The sequence below is a fragment of the Deltaproteobacteria bacterium genome (genome assembly GCA_016218975.1).
GTDB lineage: Bacteria > Desulfobacterota > Deferrimicrobia > Deferrimicrobiales > Deferrimicrobiaceae > JAENIX01.
Genome location: JACRCO010000013.1, coordinates 1 through 17,888 on the forward strand (window position 1 = coordinate 1; position 17,888 = coordinate 17,888).

Consider the following 17,888-nt stretch of genomic DNA (forward strand, 5'->3'; position numbering starts at 1 on the left):
TGCTGCGGCGTACGCGATCGCCTCTTGCGTGGGCAAGGAGGAGCTTTCGGAGGACTACATCATTCCTTCGGTTTTCAACCGGAAGGTGGGTCCTGCGGTCGCCCGTGAGGTATCCCGAGCGGCGCACCGGACGAAGGTCGCAAGGCGCACCTCCAGGACCTACTCGGAGATCAACCTGGAATAGGGGACGATGGGAAAATGATCAATCCGCTTATATTCCGGGAATACGATGTCCGCGGCCTCGTTGGGAAGGACCTCACGAGTGATACGGTTCTGGCTCTCGGAAAAGGATTCGGCACCTATGCCGTCCGGAAAGGGGTCCGGAACGTCATGCTCGGAAGGGATTGCCGGCTTTCCTCCCCCGAATTCCGCGACGCGATGGCGGAGGGTCTCTCCTCCACGGGGCTGTCGGTCGTCGACGTCGGCGTCTGTCCGACTCCCGTCCTTTACTTTTCCATCATACGGTGTTCCGCCGACGGCGGCGTGATGATCACCGGTAGCCACAATCCCCCCGAATTCAACGGTTTCAAACTTTGCGTGGGCCCGTCGACCCTTTACGGTGAGAAGATCCAGGATGTACGGCGGATCGTCGAATCGGGGGATTTCGCCGAAGGCGCAGGCAAGGTGGCGGAACGGAGCGTTATCCCTGAATACCTGGAATACGTCCGGTCGATCATATCCATTCCGCGGAAACTCAAGGTCGTGGTGGACGCCGGAAACGGGACCGCTTCGAGCATCGCTCCGGACCTGTTCCGAAGAATGGGTATGGAAGTAATCGAGCTGTTCTGCGAAATGGACGGGCGGTTCCCGAACCATTTCCCCGACCCGACCGTGCCGGAGAATCTTCGGTTCCTCGTCGAGGCGGTACGGAAAAACGGCGCCGACGTGGGGGTCGGGTACGACGGCGACGCCGACCGGATCGGCGCGGTGGACGAAAAGGGGAACATAATCTACGGTGATTACCTCCTGCTCCTGTTTGCGAGGGAAATCCTTTCACGGAAGCCGGGGGCGGCTGTCATCTCGGAGGTCAAGGCCTCCCAGAACCTTTACGACGACATCGCGCGCCACGGCGGCAAGCCCGTCATGTGGAAGGCCGGACACTCGCTTATCAAGCAGAAGATGAAGGAAGAATCCGCCGAGGTGGCGGGAGAGATGAGCGGGCACATCTTCTTTTCCGACAGGTACCTTGGGTTCGACGACGCGATCTACGCTTCCGCGCGCCTGTTCGAGATACTGGCCCGTTCGGACCGCCCGTTGAGCGAAATGCTTTCGGGTCTTCCGCCCGTCGTGACGACTCCCGAGATCAGGGTGGATTGCCCCGACGAAAGGAAGTTCAGGGTGGTAGAGCGCGTCGCGGCGATCGTCCGGCCGAAAGCGAGGGAAGTGATCGACGTGGACGGCGTGCGGGCCATATTCGAAGGGGGATGGGGGCTTGTCCGCGCATCGAACACGCAGCCGGTCCTCGTGCTCAGGTTCGAAGGAAAGGACGAAGCCACCGTAGCCGGGATCCGCGCCCTCATGGAGGACGCGGTGCGGGAAGCGCGATCCGGGGAATGACGGCGGCCAAAGGTTGAGCATTCTGCAGGCGATATTTCTCGGGATCATCCAGGGTGCGACCGAGTTCCTGCCCGTAAGCAGCTCCGGCCATCTGTTTCTCGCGCAACGGCTTCTGGGAATCCGGGAGCCCGAGCTCGCTTTCGACCTTCTTCTTCACCTGGGCACGCTCTTCGCCGTCCTGATCTTCCTGCACAGGGAAATCCTGGAGATGTCATCCTCCCTTTTCCGCAAGGATCGGGATGCTCAGGCAGGATGGGGGCGAAGGGAAGTATGGCTGATGATCCTATCGACGATCCCCACCGGAGCGATCGGTCTCGCCTTTCACCATACGGTGGAGACGGGGCTCACGGTATGGGGGATCGGGGCGCGCTACCTTGTCCTGACCTGTTTCCTCCTCATAAGCAATCTGCGCTTCCGGCACAAGTGGGACCCCGACCGGATCATGGCGTGGGAAGCGATCGCCATCGGGATTATGCAGGGGCTCGCCGTGTTCCCGGGGCTTTCCCGTTCCGGATCGACCATCACGCTGGCGCTGGTTCTTGGAATTTCCCCTTCCCGAAGCGCGAAATATTCCTTCCTGATCTCCCTGCCTGCCATCCTTGGAGCCAGCGTGGTGGCCATGAAATCGGGGATATCGGTGCTGCCGGGGATCGGGCATTGCGCTGCCGGGTTCCTTTTCGCGTTCGTCACCGGCTACCTTTCCCTGCTGGTCGTCGAGCGGCTTGTGGTGCGCGGCCGGTTCACGCGCTTCGCACCCTACACCTTCATTCTCGCCGCCCTCTGCTTCTACCTCAACTGGAAGGGATGAACCCGTAAGGCGCTGCGCCTTCCGGGCACATGTCCCACGGGAACCGGTTCCACCGGCCCCTCATCTCATTTAAATGGGGGGGGGAGGCATGGCGGAGCACGAAGCGGTTCGCTGGAGGGAGTGGGACGCGGGCACGTTCGCGGAGGCGGAGGCGGAGGGGAAGCTGGTCTTCCTCGATATCTCGGCCAAGTGGTGCCACTGGTGCCACGTCCTGGACAGGACATCTCTGTCCGACCCGCGGGTCGTGCGCCTGCTGAACGACTCCTTCGTTCCCGTCCGTGTTGATACCGACCGGCGCCCCGACATAAACGACAGGTACAACCAGGGCGGCTGGCCCACGACGGCTGTCCTGCTTCCGAACGGGCAACTGCTTACTGGAGCCACCTATCTTCCCCCCGACTCCCTGTTCGAAGTCCTCGGCAAGTGCGCGGAATTCTACCGCCATGACCGCGCCCGGATCGAGCGGTACATGCAGGAATCGGCAGGCAAGCCCGCCCCCGCGGGCGTAGGCGAAAACACCGAATCGCCGCCCTCCGAAGGACCGCACCCCGAAGATCTGGCTCTCGTGAAACATTCCGTTCTCGCCCATTACGATCCGCAATATCCGGGCTTCTTCCGGGAGCCGAAGTTCCTCGTTCCGGAAATCCTCGCCTTCCTTCGCGATTCCTGGACTGCCGAGGAGAACGGGGAGATGGGAGAGACGTTTCTAAAGGTGCTCCGCACCATGGGTTCCGGCGCCGTGTTCGACCCGGTGGAAGGGGGATTCTTCCGGTACGCCACGCTGCGCGACTGGACTGCGCCCCATTACGAAAAGCTTCTTGCCGACAACTCGGAGATGCTTTCCCTTTACGCTTCTGCTTACGAACGGACCGGCGAGAAATATTTCGCCGCTGTGGCAGGGAAGATACTCAGGTTCCTGTTCGCTCGCCTGCGCGATACCGGGACAGGCGCTTTCTATTCGAGCCAGGACGCGGACGAGGAATATTACCTGCGGGACGCGGAAGGTCGATCGGGATTGCCCGTTCCCTCGGTGGACCGGACCGTAATATCCGAATATAACGGAAGGGCGGTGTCGGGCCTCGTTTCGGCTCACAGGGCTTTCGGCAGCGCACACGGAATCAAGGTGGAGGAGGAGATGACGCTCCTGTCCATCGCGGGGAAATTGGGGAATTTCCTGCGCAACCGTCTATGGAGCGCCGAAGAAGGACAGATCAGGTTCCGGGATGACGGCGCCGTCGAATCCGGACTCCTTGCGGATAACGTTGCGGTAGCTGAAGCGTACCTGGATCTCTTCGATGCGGGGGCCGACGATAAATTCCTTGGCTGGTCGGGGGAGATCCTCGAGGGGGCGGTGCGGCGGCTCTTCTCGCCCGGCGCTTTCGGGTTCCTCGACCGGCGGCCACGGGAAGGGGATTCCGCCGCCCTCCAGGTGCAACTGGTCCCGTTCTCCCTGAACGCCAGGATGGCATGCGCATTGATGCGGTATTCACGCGTTGCCGGGAGGACCGACCTGTTCGCCGTCGCCGGGATGACTCTCAAAGGGCTGTCGGCGGAGTTCGGCCCCCGGGCGGCATTCGGCGCCCCTTACGGGAGCGCTCTCCTGCAGCACCGGATAAGCGGGAGCAAAAGCGCCTGCCTTCCGGGGGACCCCTCCTGCACGGCCGGCGGAGAAGACGCGGACGCGCCTTCTACCGGCTTTCGAGCAGGGTAACGACGCTCGCCATCGTATTGTAGGAATAGGGTTTGGTAAGGATCGCGCTTGCGCCCATCTCCTTGAGATGGTCGACGTCCTCGCTGCCGCTGAATCCGGTCGAAATGATGATTCTTGCGTCCGGGTCGATCCTTCGGATCTCTTCGAACGCTCTCCTTCCGTCCATCACGGGCATGATCAGGTCAAGGATCACCATCGAAATCTTCTCCCGGTTGCTCAGGTAGGCTTCGACCCCTTCACGGCCGTTGCCTGCGGTGATGACCTCGTACCCCAGCGTATTGAGCATCGCATTCCCCACGTCGCGGACGAACTCCTCGTCGTCCACGAGCAGCACCGTCCCTCCCAGGCCGTCGGCGCGGGCGGCGATCTGCGGCAGGCATTCCTGCTCGGCCGTCACGGGCCGTGTCGAGTCCGCGGCGGGGAAGAGGAGTTCAACGGAAGTTCCCTTCCCGAGTACGCTCTTCACTGTGATGAAGCCGCCGTGGTTCTTGACTATGCCGTATACCAGCGACATTCCCAGCCCGGTTCCCTTTTCCCGCTCCTTCGTGGTGAAAAAGGGATCGAAGATCCGCTGTTGCGTCTCTTCGTCCATCCCTTCACCCTCGTCGGCCACGGTCAATTCGGCATAGCCGCCGGCGGGGATGCAGTATAGTTTTTCCCGCCGCTCGCCGGCGAGCGATACGCCTCGCGTCGATATCGTGAGCGTTCCTCCATCGGGCATGGCGTCCCGCGCGTTGATGCACAGGTTCATCAGGCATTGATGAAGCTGCGTTCCGTCCCCGCGAACCAGGGGTAGCTCCGCGGCCTTGTCGATCCGGATCGCGATGCTCCGGATGAACGTCTGCGCTATCATGCCGGCGATTTCGTCGACGATCCGGTTCATGTTCTGCTGGTGGAATTCATGCGTTCCCTTGCGCGCGAACCCGAGGAGCTGCCGTGTCAACTGCGTCCCCCGCTCGGCCGCGCGTTCGATGCTCTCGAGCGCCCTTGCCACGCTTTCGTCCGGGATGGGGCGGTCTTTCATGAGCGAGGCGTATCCCAGGATTCCCGTCAGAAGGTTGTTGAAATCGTGGGCCACACCGCCGGCGATCCTCCCCAGTGTCTCCATCTTCTGCGCATGGAAGAGATGCTCTTCCATCCGCTTTCGCTCCGTGACGTCGACTCCGTGAAAAACGAAGGAATCCTCGTCGGGGAAACCGAAGACCGTATATTCGATAGTCCGGTCCTTGACCTGGCGGATAAGCTCCTTCTTGCGCTCCTCCGCAAGCGCAAGCTCCCGTGCGATCTGCCCGATGTCCTCGGGGAGAAGCAGGTCGGTGCGGTCCTCCTCCAGGCCAATCTCCGCCAGTTTTATCGAGACGGCCGGGTTGGAGTAGAGCACTTTTCCGTCGGGGGAAACCTTGATCATCAGGTTGGGGTTCGATTCCGGGAACTTGGCAAGCGTGGCAAGGCGTTCTTCCCTGTCGCGGATGGCGGCTGCCAGCTTGTTGAAAGCCGCGGCAAGTTCCCCAACCTCGCCCTTCCCGGCATACGGCAGCTGTTCGTACCGGCCCTCCTCCATACGGCTCGCGTGCCGGATCAGTTTTTCCAGCGGCTCCTGTATCTGCTTTCTCAGGACGGAATAAAAGAGCGTGATCGACAGGAGAAACCCGAACGTGCCTGCGGCGTAGATCCAGATCTTGATCTGCCGCGTTTCCTTTCTCAGGCGCTCTTCGTACACCAGCGTGATCAACTGCCAATGCCAGGCGGGGAAGTACCTCAAGTATCCGATCAGCGCTTTTCCGTTCTTGTCGACGAGGCGGATCTCCTTTTCGGATGTACCCTCGGAGACGGGCGTGAGGACGGCACCGTCGAAAAGCTTCGCGGAATCCGCGAGGACCCGGCTTTCATTGTCCATGACGATGAAATGGTAGTGCACCGAGGAGATCGACGGCTTGAAATTGGCGATCCTTGCGAGCACATCCTGTTTCGCGATATCGACCTCCACCGGATCGTCCTCTTTCCTTTCGTCCAGAAGGTCGTGGAAGCCGTCCGATGCGATGCCGAAGATGTCGTCCGCGATGAGATGCAGGGAGCGTTCCTCTGCCTCGGTAAGCGTCTTCACAAGCGGCACCGAGATGATGTATCCCGCCGCCGCGGCCAGGAGGGATCCCACCGTGGCGACGACGAGGATGAATTGAAAAAGCAGGCTGCCCTTTTTCATCGACCGGGAGTTACCCCACCTTTCTCGTCATGTTTCCTCATTCCGGGAAGAGCGGCGCCGCCGTCCTCATGTTTTCGGGCCATATGATCTCCTTCTTCCCTTTTTGCCACTGGATGACAAGGCTCTTGTGACCGATTTGCGTGCCGTCCTTCCGGAGCTTGAACGGCCCCAGGATCGTCTTGTGGTCTCCTGTCACGAGATGCTGCCGGATCTTCTCTCGGTCGCAGGAACCGGTTTTTTCGACAGCCTCCGCCATGAGCTTCATGGAGGCGTAGGCTGTCGCGGCGTGGTAGGAGGGATCCTCCCCGTATGTCTTGCGGTAAAGATGAATGAATGCCCTCGAGCCCGCGTAGAGGATCCGCTCGTCGGGTTCCCACTGGGAAGCGCCGAAGGAGCCTTCCGCCAGGGGGCCGAGCTCCTTAAGGAACTCATGCATCGCCGGACCCACCGATCCCGCGAATACGACGTTCCCATGGTTCTTCCGGTCCAGCGCCTTCCGGATGATAATGCTCTCCCTGAGAAAGCCCGCGACAATGACTACGTCGGGCTTCGCCGAAATTATCCCTTCCGCCTCGGCGGCCAGGTTCTTTTCGTTTTTCCCGTCGATAATGCTGTACCGCGCCACCGCCAGCCCGAAATTTTCGGCCCATTTTTTTGCGCCCTTTGCCGTATACAGTGAGAAGGGGTCCGCGAACCCAGTGATGGAGACCGTTTTCCGCCGATGGATGGCGCACATCTCCAGGAACCCTATGAAGTATCGGTCCGCAGTGCTGTAAAGGCCGATGGTGTACCTGCGTGGGGTTTCCCATATTTTTTCCGAAGCGGCGCCGGCGACAAGGACGGGATACCGGAACTTTTCCCAAAGGTTGGCCGCAACGAGGGTCAATTCGGAGGAGTACGGGCTGAACAACAGGTCGACGCCTTTTTTCTGTATCAGGTCCGAGTAGACCTCTGAAACCTTCGCCGGATTGCTTCCGTCATCCGTGATGAGGATTTTCACCGGCCTGCCGAGGACCCCTCCCTTTTTGTTTATCTCTTTTTCCCAAAGCCGGTATCCCTTCTCCTGGATGCGTCCCATCTCCGAAAACTTACCCGTCAGGGCAAGCGTGCCGCCGATGAGGAAGGGCTTCTTTTTGCCCTTTATTTCAGCCGATGCGATTTCCCCGCCGCATAGAACGGTTCCCAGTATTGCCAGGATGCACAAACCTGCGATTCGCCTGCACATATCTTCTCCCTTGAGGGGTAGTACACCCTGCTTAAAACAGGGTGTTATATATTTCGGATATTCCGCCCGATTTTATTAGTGTTTTTAAGCGAAAAGATGGGGTCTTTCGAAATATCGACAGGCCTACGGATGTTTTTTATCCCTCGTCTCTGCGATTCCGGTAACGAATGGGATCGTGAGGACCAGGATCCCCAGCGCCGCCACGCCATGCCATCCGGCAAATTGATAAGCGTATCCGCTGGCGGTGATCCCGACAGAGCCTCCGAGGTAATAGAAAAGTACGTACAGGGAATTCGCCCGTCCCCTGCCGGATGAGAGCCTCATGTTCAGCGAGCCCGCGGCGGCGGAGTGTATCGCGAAGAATCCGGCGCACACGCAGGCGAGGCTTGCGGCGATGGCCGGCAGCGACGGGAGGAACGTCATGGCGATGGCCGCGGCGAACAACGCGGAGCCCATCGCCATGGTTGCGCCGTTCCCGATCCGGTTGCTCAGTTTCCCCGCGGCCGGCCCCGTGAAGGCGCCGACGAGGTAGGAAAGATACGTAAGCGTGATGACCTGCGTGGATGCGCGGAACGGCGGCGACGACAGGTAAAAAGGGATGTAATTGAACACCGAGGAGAAGACGAAAAACGAGCTGAAGGCCACGAAATATATGGGCAGCAGATCCGGACGGCGAAGAAGGACGGCGAACCGCGCCGTCTCGTCCGGCGCTTCCTTGCGTCCTTCGCTTTCCGGCAGCCACCGGGCGGCGGCCGCAGTCGCCGCGAGCAGAAGGAGTGAGGCGGTTACGAAGGCGTAGCGCCAGTGCAGCGGCTGGTGTATCCATCCGCCCAGCAGCCGTCCGCCGAGCCCGCCCACCACCGTGGCGGATACGTATGAGCCCGTCACCACGTTGAGCCGGTCCGGGGGGAGGCTTCGAACCAGGTGCACGACGAGGCACGTGGTAAGGGAAGGAACGAAAAGCCCCTGTATGAACCTTGCCGCGATGAGGAGCCGAAGGTCGGCGGATGCGGCGCAGAAGAGCCCGCAGGCGGAGATGGCCGAGCCTCCAAGGAGGATTATCGGGCGTATCGGATAGCGGTCCACAAGCATTCCGAACGGCAGGTTTGCCAGGGCGATCCCGAGGATCACCGCCGAAATCGTAAGTGAGGCCGTCGACGCACCTACCCCGAACTCGGCGCGGATCACCGGCAAAACCGGTTGTGTGATGTAGATCGTGGAAAAAACGGACGCCACGAGCCAGAAGATCAGGGCCTGGAGGCCGAAATGCCTTGTTTCCTGCATGGTCGTGCGTTCAGGAAATATCGACGCGGCGATTCGGTGTGAGGATGGCCCCGGAGATTTCGTCTCCAGCGCCGGCGATGGCGTTCGGCCAGAGTATGGCCCGGCGGACGGAAGCCCCTTCCTTCACGACGGCGCCGTCCTCGATCACGGCCTCGGGGCCGATGCGCGCGCCTGCCGCTATCTTCGCCCCCGAAGATATGTAGACGGGGGGGACGATCGTGACGCCGTCCGGCGGGGAAGCGGGCTCTCCTTTCCGCGGCGATGATTCGGTGAGAAGCTCGAGCGTCCCTTCAAGATAGTCCGAGGGAGAGCCGAATTCCCTGAATGTCCCCGAGGTGAGGAATCCGAACAGGGGAGCGCCTTGCGAGACGAGCCGCAGGTAGGTTTCACGGATGATGCACGACGCCCTTCCGGGAGGGATTTCCTTCAGCAGCGCCGGTTCCACTATCTGGAATCCGGTGTAGAAGCCTGAGCGGACGCCCGCCGCGCCGGAGCCGATGCCGGCGATCCGCCCCGTTTCGTCGATCCAGACGGGGGTATACCTTCTTTCCGGATCGGGAAACAGCACAAGCGTGGCAACCGCCTTCCTGTCCCTGTGATACGCCAGCGCGTCGGCGAACCGGAAACGGGTAACCGTGTCGGAATTCGCAGTCACGAATGTTCCGCCCTCCAGGTATCTTCCCGCGTTTCCTATTCCTCCGCCGGTCCCGAGGATCTCCGGCTCCAGCGTGTAATCGACGCGGATTTTTCCGCCCGTCCAGCCGGCCACGCGCTGCTGGATCAGCTTCGGCCTCGCGTGCAGGTTCATGACGAAGGAGCGGACGCCCGACATGGAAAGGAACTCCATGTTGTAGGAACATAGCGGGCGCCCGAGCACCGGCACGATCGGCTTCGGGAGTTCGTAGGTAAGCGGGCGCAGCCGCGTTCCGAGTCCCGCGGCGAGGATCATGCCCTTCACGGCGGCGCCTCATCCGTCGCCTTGGCCGAAAGTGCTTCCAGGATGGGACGGAGTTTTTTCGCCAGCGGCCGCATCTTCGGATTCCTGTCGAAGTTCGCCGCAAGGTGCGAAACCGTTGGAGGTATGAACCGCAGATAGAAGGTTTTTCCCCGGTTGTGCGCCTGGTTTCCGAAGGTTCCTATGGCTTTCACGTTGCGCTGGAGAGCCGCCGCGTCGAGCAGGAATTCGAAGGCGGAGGGATCTCCCCACCTGGTTCGCAGGTCCGCGGTCGAGGCGTGCCGGTACGCATAACACAGGCTGTCGACCGACTTTTCGGACAGCTTTACGTAGGAATCGCGCAGCAGGGAGCAGATATCGTAGTACACGTTCCCCATCCGGGCGTCCTGGAAGTCGAGGATCTTCAGCCCTCCGTACCCGCCGGCGCGGCGATCCGTGACCATGACGTTTCGGCTATGGTAATCGCGATGGACGAGCACGCGGGGAAGCGCCGCCAGTACCTCCAAAAAGGGGAGAAAGCGGTCTTCGATCACCCGCTCGTCGGATTCCGACAGCCGGATCCCGCCGTATTCCCGGACGGCATGCTCGAAAAAGAAGTCGATCTCCTCGGCGAATTTCGCGACGTCGAAGGCAAGGCGGGACGGGACGGCGTTTCCGTCCAGGGCTTTTGTACCTTCACTCTGGATCCTGACGAGGATCTCCACGCAGCGTTCGTAGGCGGGAAGATGCTCCTCCTCCGATTTCGCCGCGTGCACCGCCATCTCGAGCGTCGTGTCCCCTGCGTCCTCGAGGAACAGCAGCCGGGCCTCCGGCACGGCAAGGTGGATTTCCGGTACGGGGACCCCCGCCGCTTTAAGGTAGCGGTGGACGTTCACGAACGGCAGTTCACCGCCCGGCGGGATCTCGTCGGGATATTGCATCATCACGAGCGATGAGAGAGGAAACCCTTCGGGCAGCGCTATCCGGAAGTACCGGCGCGTTGACGCGTCCCCTGCAAGCTCCGACACCCGGATCTCCGGCGCGGGCGCACGGAAAAGGCGCGCGATCGCCGCCATGACGGTTCGTTCGTCCACCGGCGGGCTCACGTCAAGGCGCTCCGATGTTTTCTTGCGTTTTCCCGCTGCACTTACGGCTTCCCGCCGAGGATCAGGTCGAGCGCGCTGCGGCACTCGCCCAGGATCTCCTCGAAATTCCGGTAACGTGCGTTCTCTCCGCGGGTGTAATCGCGCAGTTCGATCGTGAAAGGTCCGCGAAAATCCACCTCCCTGAGCGCGGCGATCGCACGTTCCCACGGGACCGAACCCCTCCCCGGCGCGAAGTGGTCGTCCTTGCTTCCGTGATTGTCGGATGCGTGCACGTGTATCAGGCGGTCTGCGCAGGCGCGGATGGCGTTGAGGACGTTTTCCTGAATATGAGCGTGAGCCAGGTCCATGCAAATGCCTACGCGATCGGGGGGGTAGCGGTGCGCTATGGAGAGGACGATATCCGAGCGCCCCGAGGCAAGCGGGGTGTTCTCCACGGCGAACCGGATGTTCTCCGGGACAAGGTCGAGAAGCTCGTTCAGGGAGGAGAGGAATGCCCCCCATCTGTGCGGATACCATGATTCGGTGGGAAAGTTGGTGTGAACGACGATCGTCCCGCCCCCATGGCGTGCGAGCCAGCACGCCGCGCGGGCTGTGGCGGACACCGAAGCCTGCCGGTGGCCTTCCTCTTCCGAGGATAGCGAATACCATCGGTCTTCGCGATACGTCCGCACGTCCGGGTAGAGCGGAGCGTGCAGGCTGGCGATCCGTACACCGTTCGACTCCAGAAGGTCCGCGATCCCGTCGGCTGCTTCGGGATCGTCGTAAGGGAAGTGCGGGGGCATGGCCCAAAGCTCCGCGAGCCCGAACCCGAACCTGGGGAATAGGGAAGCGATGGCATCGTCCAGCGGATGGAAAGCGAACAAATGGGAGGAAAGCGACAGGTCCATCAGGGCATCGATCCTTGTTTACGGCGCCGCATAGGGCGATACTATCTTATTATCGACCTTTCCGGGAGGACCCTGTCGAGAGTGATCCGAAACAAACGTTTCCTGTTTCTTGCGCTCCTGTTCCTGATACTTCCGCAGATCGCCGCCTCCGCTTCCCACGATGCAGCATTCCGCGAAGGATGGATCAATCTCACGGAAGAAAAGTACGCTGAAGCGAGGAATTCGTTCCGGCGCATCCCCCCACTGGTATACGACCTCGGCGACTACGCGATTTACTTCACCGGCCTCTCCTTCGCGAGGGAGGGTTTGCGCGGCGAGGCCGCGTCGGCATTCGACGATCTGTCGAAAAAGTTCCCCGCGTCGCCGCTGCGGCCGTACCTCGCCCACGCGCTCGCCTACGCTGCCGCGGTCGACAACGACCTTCCCGCTGCACGGATCTGGTTCGAGCGCTCGCAGGGATTCGCTTCCGGTAACGGCGGCAAGGCGGAGGAGGGATTCGTCGCCGCCTTTCTTCTCGAGGCGGACGGTCCCTCGGCGGCCGCAGCGGAAGCGCACCTCGAAAATTTCGCCGCGCACCCTGCCCAGGAGGCGGCTTCCCTCTCCATGGTGCGGCTGAAGTCCTGGCGGGCAAGCGGGAAGTGGGAAGGGTGGAGCCTGCCGGTATCCTTCTACGGAAAATACGCAAAAAGCCTTTCACGCGCAGTCGAGATCGAAGATGCGAAGTCGGTCTACGCGGACGCCCTTCGGAAATTCCCGCCGTCCGACGACTACTACACGGTGCTGCTCGATTATGCCGATCTTCTCCGAAAGGCGGGGGACACGGCGGGATCGAGGGCGCTGCTGGACAAGGCGGCCCCCGGGGCGCCGCCTGCTTTCCGGAACGAAGCGAGGTTTCTGCGGGCACGGGTCGACTGGAAGGCGGGAAAACTGGCGGAAGCGCGAGCCGGCTTCATGGCGATAGCGGGCGAGGGGAGCGTCCGGCCCGGAACCGCAGAGCGGGCGGGCTACTACGCGGCATGGCTCGCCGAAGAAGAGGGGGACGGGGCGGCGGCGAACGAAATCTACGGAGCGCTGCGGGAAGCGAAGGACGAGCCGATCCGCCAGGAGGCGATCTTCCGCTACGCTTTCGGACACTACCGGGGAAAACTGTACGATAACGCCGTCGCACTGTTCGCGGCGGGGGAGAAGACGGGCTTTTCCTCCGTGGAAAGGGCGAGGCATGCGTATTGGAGGGCGAAAGCGCTCCTCGATTCCGGGAGGAAGGACGAGGCGGAGAAGTCGTTCGCCTCGATCGCGGTCGACCCCGGTGCGGGGCCCTACGCGCTTTTCGCGGCGCGGTTTTCGGGGCGGGATCCTTTCGCCATGTTCAAGGCTCCGTCTTCCGGCGAGACGGGAAGGTGTTCCGAGGAAAAGGACCAGCTGTGGAAAAGGGTTCGGAAAGCCGATTGGTCGAAAGCGGACGCGGAGCATATCCGTCGGATGGATCGGCTTGTCCATCTTGGAATAACGGAATACGCCATCCTCGAAGCGTGCTGCATCGACCGCAAGGCGATACGGAATGCGATAGGGCTTGCGGAAGGAGGGACCGCGGGTCTGATCCGCTATCTGTCCGGAGATCTCCGGGGCGCCATCCGCGAGACCACGAACCTGCCGAACGACCCGTCGACCGTGGAACTGATCGACCGGATCCAGTTTCCGCTCGCGCCGGATGTCATAGGCGACTGCGACCGGAAACGCTCGGGAATGGATCCTCTGCTCCTTCATTCCATCGTGCGGCAGGAGTCCCAGTTCCAGCCCAATGCGCTTTCCCCGGCGGGGGCGATCGGCCTGATGCAGCTGATGCCTCGCACTGCCGCCGAAGTCGCACGCAAGGAGAAGATGAAGAAACCGAAGCGGAAGGACCTGCTGAAGCCGAAACTGAACGTCACGCTGGGTGCGGCGTACCTGTCGAGGCTGGTCCGCGAGTACGGCGGCGACTATTTTCGCGCGGTCGCCGCGTACAACGCAGGGGAGGCGGCGGTGGCCAAATGGTGGAGGAACTCCGGCGGAGACCCCGCGCTCTTCCTGGAAAACGTGACCTACCGCGAGACCCGCTTTTACCTTCGCAGGGTGTTCTTCAACGTTCTCCAATATTACTCGATATACAGGCCTCGGATGTTCGCACGTCACTTTCCCATCGTTCCCGAAGAAGGGCAGCCAACTCCCGGTGCCGCTTCGCCCCCACCGAACGAAGGGACGATCGTCGTACCCCAGGGGCGGCAGCCGATCCCCGAAAACGGGCAACCCGCCGTTCCGCCTGCCCGGCCGCCTTCCTGAAAGCGGCGCTGTCCCGGCATTCGCGGACCATCGCTTCCACCGCTTCGGTCTGCTCGTCCTCCCCCCGGCAAACCAGGACCATGTCGCACCCGGCGTAGATCGCCTGAACCGCCGCCGGCCCGATCCCGTAATTCGAGGAGATCGCCTTCATCTCAAGCGAATCCGAAAACAGCGCCCCGCGGAACCGAAGCCGCTCACGCAGAAGCCCGGTGAGGATTTTCCGTGAGAGAGTGGCCGGATGCTCGGAGTCGAGCGCGGGGAAAAGGACATGCGCCGTCATGATCGCGGGAATGCCTGAACGGATGGCTTGCCGGAATGGAAATATCTCCCTTTCGAGCAGCGTTCTTCGTGAGCTTCGCACGACGGGAAGTTCCTTGTGGGAGTCGGCATCCGTGTGGCCGTGCCCGGGAAAATGCTTCCCGACGGGAAGGACGCCCCGGGAGAGGGAGCCGCGGAAGAAGCTGATTCCGAGCTGCGCTACGCTTTCCGGGTCGCATCCGAGCGCCCGGTCCCCGATAACGGGATTGCGCGGGTTCGTGTTTATGTCCAGCACGGGTGCGAAGTTCACGTCGATCCCGACTGCCGAAAGCTCCGCGGCGATCGCAGCTCCCGCCGCTTCAGCCGCCATGTCCGCGCGGCAGCAGAACAGGGAGTAGCTTCGCGCGGGGGGAAACTGCGTGAAGCCGGGGTTCTTAAGCCTGGTGACCCGGCCTCCTTCCTGGTCGATCGCGATCAGCGGTGAGGGACGGCCCTTGCGGCCCGCGGAGCGGATCTCCCTGCACAGTTCCTTTACCTGTCTGGGTTCTTCGACGTTGCGCGTGAAGAGCACGACGCCGCTCGCCGTCCCGTCGCGCAGACGGGCGGCCAGCGAGGGGGGCAGCGATTTCCCCTCGAACCCCGCCATCAGGAGCGGTGAGGGCGAGTCCATGTTCCTACTTCACGGCTCCCATGGTGAACCCTGCGATGAACCTGTCGAGGAAGAAGGTGTAGACCACCGCGACCGGTATGCTTGCGATGAGCGCCCCGGCCATGAGCGGCCCCCACTGGAACACGTCTCCGCGCACCAATTCCGTCGGGACGCCTATGGAGACCGTTTTTTTCATCGATACGGAAATGAAGGTCAGTGCGTAGATGAACTCGTGCATGGAGAGCGTGAAGGCGAAGACGACGACAGTCAGGATGCCCGAGATTCCAAGCGGCAGGACGACCCTCGCCATCGCCCCGAACCGGGATAGACCGTCGATCATCGCCTGTTCCTCGATATCCTTCGGAATCGTCTTGAAAAACCCCATGAGGAGCCAGGTGCAGAACGGGATCGTGAAGGTCGGGTAGATGAGTATGAGCGACCAGAGCGATTCCTGCAGCCCCAGGGCCGATGCGAACCGGGATAGGGGGATGAACAGGATCGTCGGGGGCACGAGGTAGGTGAGGAAGATCCCGATGCCCAGCGTTTCCCCCCAGCCCCTTGCCCATCTCGCCAGGCTGTACGCCGCCGGCACTGCCGCCGCAAGGGTGATCACGACGACCGCCGAGCCGACCAGGAAGGTGTTCCAGAGATACGTGATGAAGTGCGTATCGAACAGCAGGAGCTTCAGGTGGTCCAGCGTGGGGGGCTCGTTGAATATGAACGGATTGGCGACCGGGTTGAACAGGTCGTGGTCGCGCTTGAACGTCGCGATGACCATCCAGTAGAACGGAAACGCGCCGAAAACCGCGAACGCGCCCACCAGAGTGTAGAGGCCTCCGCGGCCCATCAGCTTCCTTGCGCTCGCCATCACACCACCTCGCTCTTGCGGGCCATGCGGAGCATCAGCGCCGCGATTCCGGCGAGGACGGGGAAAAGGAACAGTGAAACGGCCGCACCCTGGGCAAGGTCCCCACCCTCGATCCCCTTGAAGAACGTCCAGGTCGAAAGGACCTGCGTGCTGTGCACCGGTCCGCCCCGTGTCATGACGTAAACGACGGTGACGTCGGTGAATGTGAATACCAGTCCGAACAGGAACGCGATGCTGATGATGGGCATCGTCAGCGGAATCGTGATCTCAAGCGTCCTGCGCCACGGCGTCGCGCCGTCCACTTCCGCCGCCTCGAGCAGGTCCTTGGGAATGGAGCTCAGGCCCGCCAGCTGGATCACAGTCGCAAGCGGGAGGATCCTCCAGACGTGGACGGTGATCACCGAAAGCATGGCCAGCCACGGCACACCGAGCCAGTAGAGGTTGGTTTCCGGCCCCATCAGGGCGTCCGGTTTGCCGAGCAGGCCCACGGTTCGGAAAATCCAGTCGAAGGGGCTGAAGATCGAGTCGAACATCCAGAGCCACCCGATGGTTCCGAGCGAGATCGGCGCCGTCCACGGCAGCATGATAAGGAAGCGCATTAACCATTTGCCGCGGAACTCCTTCATCAGCGCGGTCGCTATGACTCGGGAGAGGACGATGACCAGTACCTGCGAAATGACGGCGAAGTAGAAGGTGTTCTTCATGGAGCGCAGGAAGATGGAGTCGGTCAGGATCTCGCGGAAATTTCTGAGGCCGACGATCCGGAGCGTGGGATCGCCCGTGGTGATGTCGCTCAGGCTGTACAGAATCGCGATGACGAAAGGAAGGCCGATCATCGCGACGACGTACAGGACGGCGGGCGCGATCATGAGCTTCGCGAGCGTACCCGACCGGTCCCGGATGCCGGGCTCCGCCCCTGCGGCCGCAAGAGCCATGGCCCGCCCGGCGGCGCCTTCTCCCGCCGCCGTCCCGCTCATGCCGGGCTCCTTTGGGTCCGCAGCCCGGTCTCCCGGTCGAAGAACCGGATGTGGTCGCGGGATACGGCGAAAGTGTATGTCCGTCCCGCTTCGATCGGTACGGCCATGCTGCCGGGAAGCCGTGATACGACATGGCGGGAATGGGATTTCTCGCCGACGTTTCCGTAGACGAGCCGTTCGGCTCCAAGGTACTCCAGCCACGTAACCGCGAAGGAGTAGGTGACGACATCCGTTTTTGCCGGCACAAGCTCAGCCGGCACGAACGTTTCCGGGCGGAACCCCGTCAATATGTGGTCTTCACCGATGAGATTCATGGGCGGCGAACCCACGAATGTCGCCACGAAGGTGTCGGCGGGCCAATGGTATATATCCATGGGAGTCCCCACCTGCCGGATCCTCCCCTTGTTCATCACGACGATCCGGTCCCCGAGGCCCATCGCCTCCACCTGGTCGTGCGTAACGTAAATGGTCGTGACCCCGACCCGCTTCTGGAACTGCCGCAGCTCCTCCCGCGCGGATGCCCGCAGTATGGCGTCAAGGTTGGAAAGGGGCTCGTCGAGGAGGAACACGCTCGGCTCCCGCACCATCGCCCGCGCGAGGGCTACGCGCTGGCGCTCTCCGCCGGACAGTTCCCGGGGTTTCCGCTCGAGCAGGCGCTCGATCCCGAACATCCCCGCCGCCCATTCGACCTTCTTCCGAATTGCCGCCTTTTCCACGCCGCGCGTGCGCAAGGGGAATGCGATGTTCCTGTAGACGGACATGTGGGGATAGAGTGCGTAGCTCTGGAACACCATGGCTATGTTCCGCAGCCTCGGGGGGAGGTTCGTGACCACCTTTTCGTCGATGAGGATGTCACCCGCGGTGGGCTCCTCGATCCCCGCGATCATGCGGAGCAGCGTGGTCTTGCCGCATCCCGAAGGTCCCAGGAGGACCAGGAATTCGCCCTCCACCGTATCGAGATCAACGCTGTCCACCGCGCGGACCTCTCCGAACGTTTTCAGGACGCTCCGGATTTCCACCCTTGCCATGGCGCAGCATGCCTCCGGTACGTTGTCGTTATTGTTCCATCAAAAAATGCCGCGGGGGCGGGGAAATTCCCCGCCCC

General features: G+C 62.0%; 14 protein-coding genes. 5 read left to right on the top strand and 9 right to left on the bottom strand.

Going from position 1 to position 17,888, the window contains the following annotated elements:
• From HY896_01760 to HY896_01775, 4 genes are all read left to right on the top strand, one after another.
• The coding region (locus HY896_01760) for a hypothetical protein (protein MBI5575070.1) at positions 1 to 184 on the top strand (184 nt) is incomplete at its 5' end.
• Between the two features lie 14 nt (positions 185 to 198).
• Positions 199 to 1,557, top strand: coding sequence for a phosphomannomutase/phosphoglucomutase (locus HY896_01765; GenBank protein MBI5575071.1), 1,359 nt, complete (start codon positions 199 to 201; stop codon positions 1,555 to 1,557).
• Positions 1,558 to 1,570: 13 nt separating this feature from the next.
• Positions 1,571 to 2,365 (top strand): undecaprenyl-diphosphate phosphatase, encoded by a 795-nt coding sequence (locus tag HY896_01770; protein MBI5575072.1) that lies wholly within the window; start codon positions 1,571 to 1,573, stop codon positions 2,363 to 2,365.
• A gap of 88 nt (positions 2,366 to 2,453) precedes the next feature.
• Positions 2,454 to 4,076, top strand: a complete 1,623-nt coding sequence (locus HY896_01775; GenBank protein MBI5575073.1) for a thioredoxin domain-containing protein — start codon at positions 2,454 to 2,456, stop codon at positions 4,074 to 4,076.
• Here the strand turns inward: HY896_01775 and HY896_01780 are convergent.
• The 6 genes from HY896_01780 to HY896_01805 form a co-directional block, all read right to left on the bottom strand.
• The gene (locus tag HY896_01780) at positions 4,054 to 6,279 is read right to left on the bottom strand and encodes a response regulator (GenBank protein MBI5575074.1); all 2,226 of its coding nucleotides are present in this window, start codon (positions 6,277 to 6,279) and stop codon (positions 4,054 to 4,056) included. The genes HY896_01775 and HY896_01780 overlap by 23 nt on opposite strands.
• A gap of 37 nt (positions 6,280 to 6,316) precedes the next feature.
• Entirely contained in the window at positions 6,317 to 7,504 is a 1,188-nt protein-coding gene (locus HY896_01785; protein ID MBI5575075.1) for an amino acid ABC transporter substrate-binding protein, read from the bottom strand.
• 123 nt (positions 7,505 to 7,627) lie between these two features.
• Entirely contained in the window at positions 7,628 to 8,788 is a 1,161-nt protein-coding gene (locus HY896_01790; GenBank protein ID MBI5575076.1) for an MFS transporter, read from the bottom strand.
• A 10-nt stretch (positions 8,789 to 8,798) separates the two neighbouring features.
• Positions 8,799 to 9,746 (bottom strand): NDP-sugar synthase, encoded by a 948-nt coding sequence (locus HY896_01795; GenBank protein MBI5575077.1) that lies wholly within the window; start codon positions 9,744 to 9,746, stop codon positions 8,799 to 8,801.
• Entirely contained in the window at positions 9,743 to 10,828 is a 1,086-nt protein-coding gene (locus tag HY896_01800; GenBank protein MBI5575078.1) for a phosphotransferase, read from the bottom strand. Before HY896_01800 ends, HY896_01795 begins: the two co-directional genes overlap by 4 nt.
• Before the next feature lie 41 nt (positions 10,829 to 10,869).
• The gene (locus HY896_01805) at positions 10,870 to 11,715 is read right to left on the bottom strand and encodes a sugar phosphate isomerase/epimerase (protein ID MBI5575079.1); all 846 of its coding nucleotides are present in this window, start codon (positions 11,713 to 11,715) and stop codon (positions 10,870 to 10,872) included.
• Between the two features lie 81 nt (positions 11,716 to 11,796).
• Here HY896_01805 and HY896_01810 point away from each other — a divergent pair, with 81 nt between their 5' ends.
• The gene (locus tag HY896_01810) at positions 11,797 to 14,031 is read left to right on the top strand and encodes a transglycosylase SLT domain-containing protein (protein ID MBI5575080.1); all 2,235 of its coding nucleotides are present in this window, start codon (positions 11,797 to 11,799) and stop codon (positions 14,029 to 14,031) included.
• Between the two features lie 932 nt (positions 14,032 to 14,963).
• Here the strand turns inward: HY896_01810 and HY896_01815 are convergent.
• From HY896_01815 to HY896_01825, 3 genes are all read right to left on the bottom strand, one after another.
• Positions 14,964 to 15,806 carry a carbohydrate ABC transporter permease gene (locus tag HY896_01815; protein ID MBI5575081.1) on the bottom strand — a complete coding sequence of 281 codons (843 nt, stop codon included), beginning with the start codon at positions 15,804 to 15,806 and terminating at the stop codon, positions 14,964 to 14,966.
• A complete protein-coding gene (locus tag HY896_01820; GenBank protein MBI5575082.1) occupies positions 15,806 to 16,675 on the bottom strand; it encodes a sugar ABC transporter permease in 870 nt (289 codons plus the stop codon). The genes HY896_01815 and HY896_01820 overlap by 1 nt, the downstream gene beginning before the upstream one ends.
• 104 nt (positions 16,676 to 16,779) lie before the next feature.
• Positions 16,780 to 17,811, bottom strand: coding sequence for an ATP-binding cassette domain-containing protein (locus HY896_01825; protein ID MBI5575083.1), 1,032 nt, complete (start codon positions 17,809 to 17,811; stop codon positions 16,780 to 16,782).
• Between the last annotated feature and the right edge of the window lie 77 nt (positions 17,812 to 17,888).

Coding starts and splice junctions, on each gene's coding strand:
- HY896_01805 (MBI5575079.1), bottom strand. CDS start 11,715: ATGGACCTGTCGCTTTCCTCCCATTTGTTCGCTTTCCATCCGCTGGAC.
- HY896_01765 (MBI5575071.1), top strand. CDS start 199: ATGATCAATCCGCTTATATTCCGGGAATACGATGTCCGCGGCCTCGTT.
- HY896_01820 (MBI5575082.1), bottom strand. CDS start 16,675: ATGATCGCGCCCGCCGTCCTGTACGTCGTCGCGATGATCGGCCTTCCT.
- HY896_01790 (MBI5575076.1), bottom strand. CDS start 8,788: ATGCAGGAAACAAGGCATTTCGGCCTCCAGGCCCTGATCTTCTGGCTC.
- HY896_01775 (MBI5575073.1), top strand. CDS start 2,454: ATGGCGGAGCACGAAGCGGTTCGCTGGAGGGAGTGGGACGCGGGCACG.
- HY896_01815 (MBI5575081.1), bottom strand. CDS start 15,806: ATGGCGAGCGCAAGGAAGCTGATGGGCCGCGGAGGCCTCTACACTCTG.
- HY896_01785 (MBI5575075.1), bottom strand. CDS start 7,504: ATGTGCAGGCGAATCGCAGGTTTGTGCATCCTGGCAATACTGGGAACC.
- HY896_01825 (MBI5575083.1), bottom strand. CDS start 17,811: ATGGCAAGGGTGGAAATCCGGAGCGTCCTGAAAACGTTCGGAGAGGTC.
- HY896_01780 (MBI5575074.1), bottom strand. CDS start 6,279: ATGAAAAAGGGCAGCCTGCTTTTTCAATTCATCCTCGTCGTCGCCACG.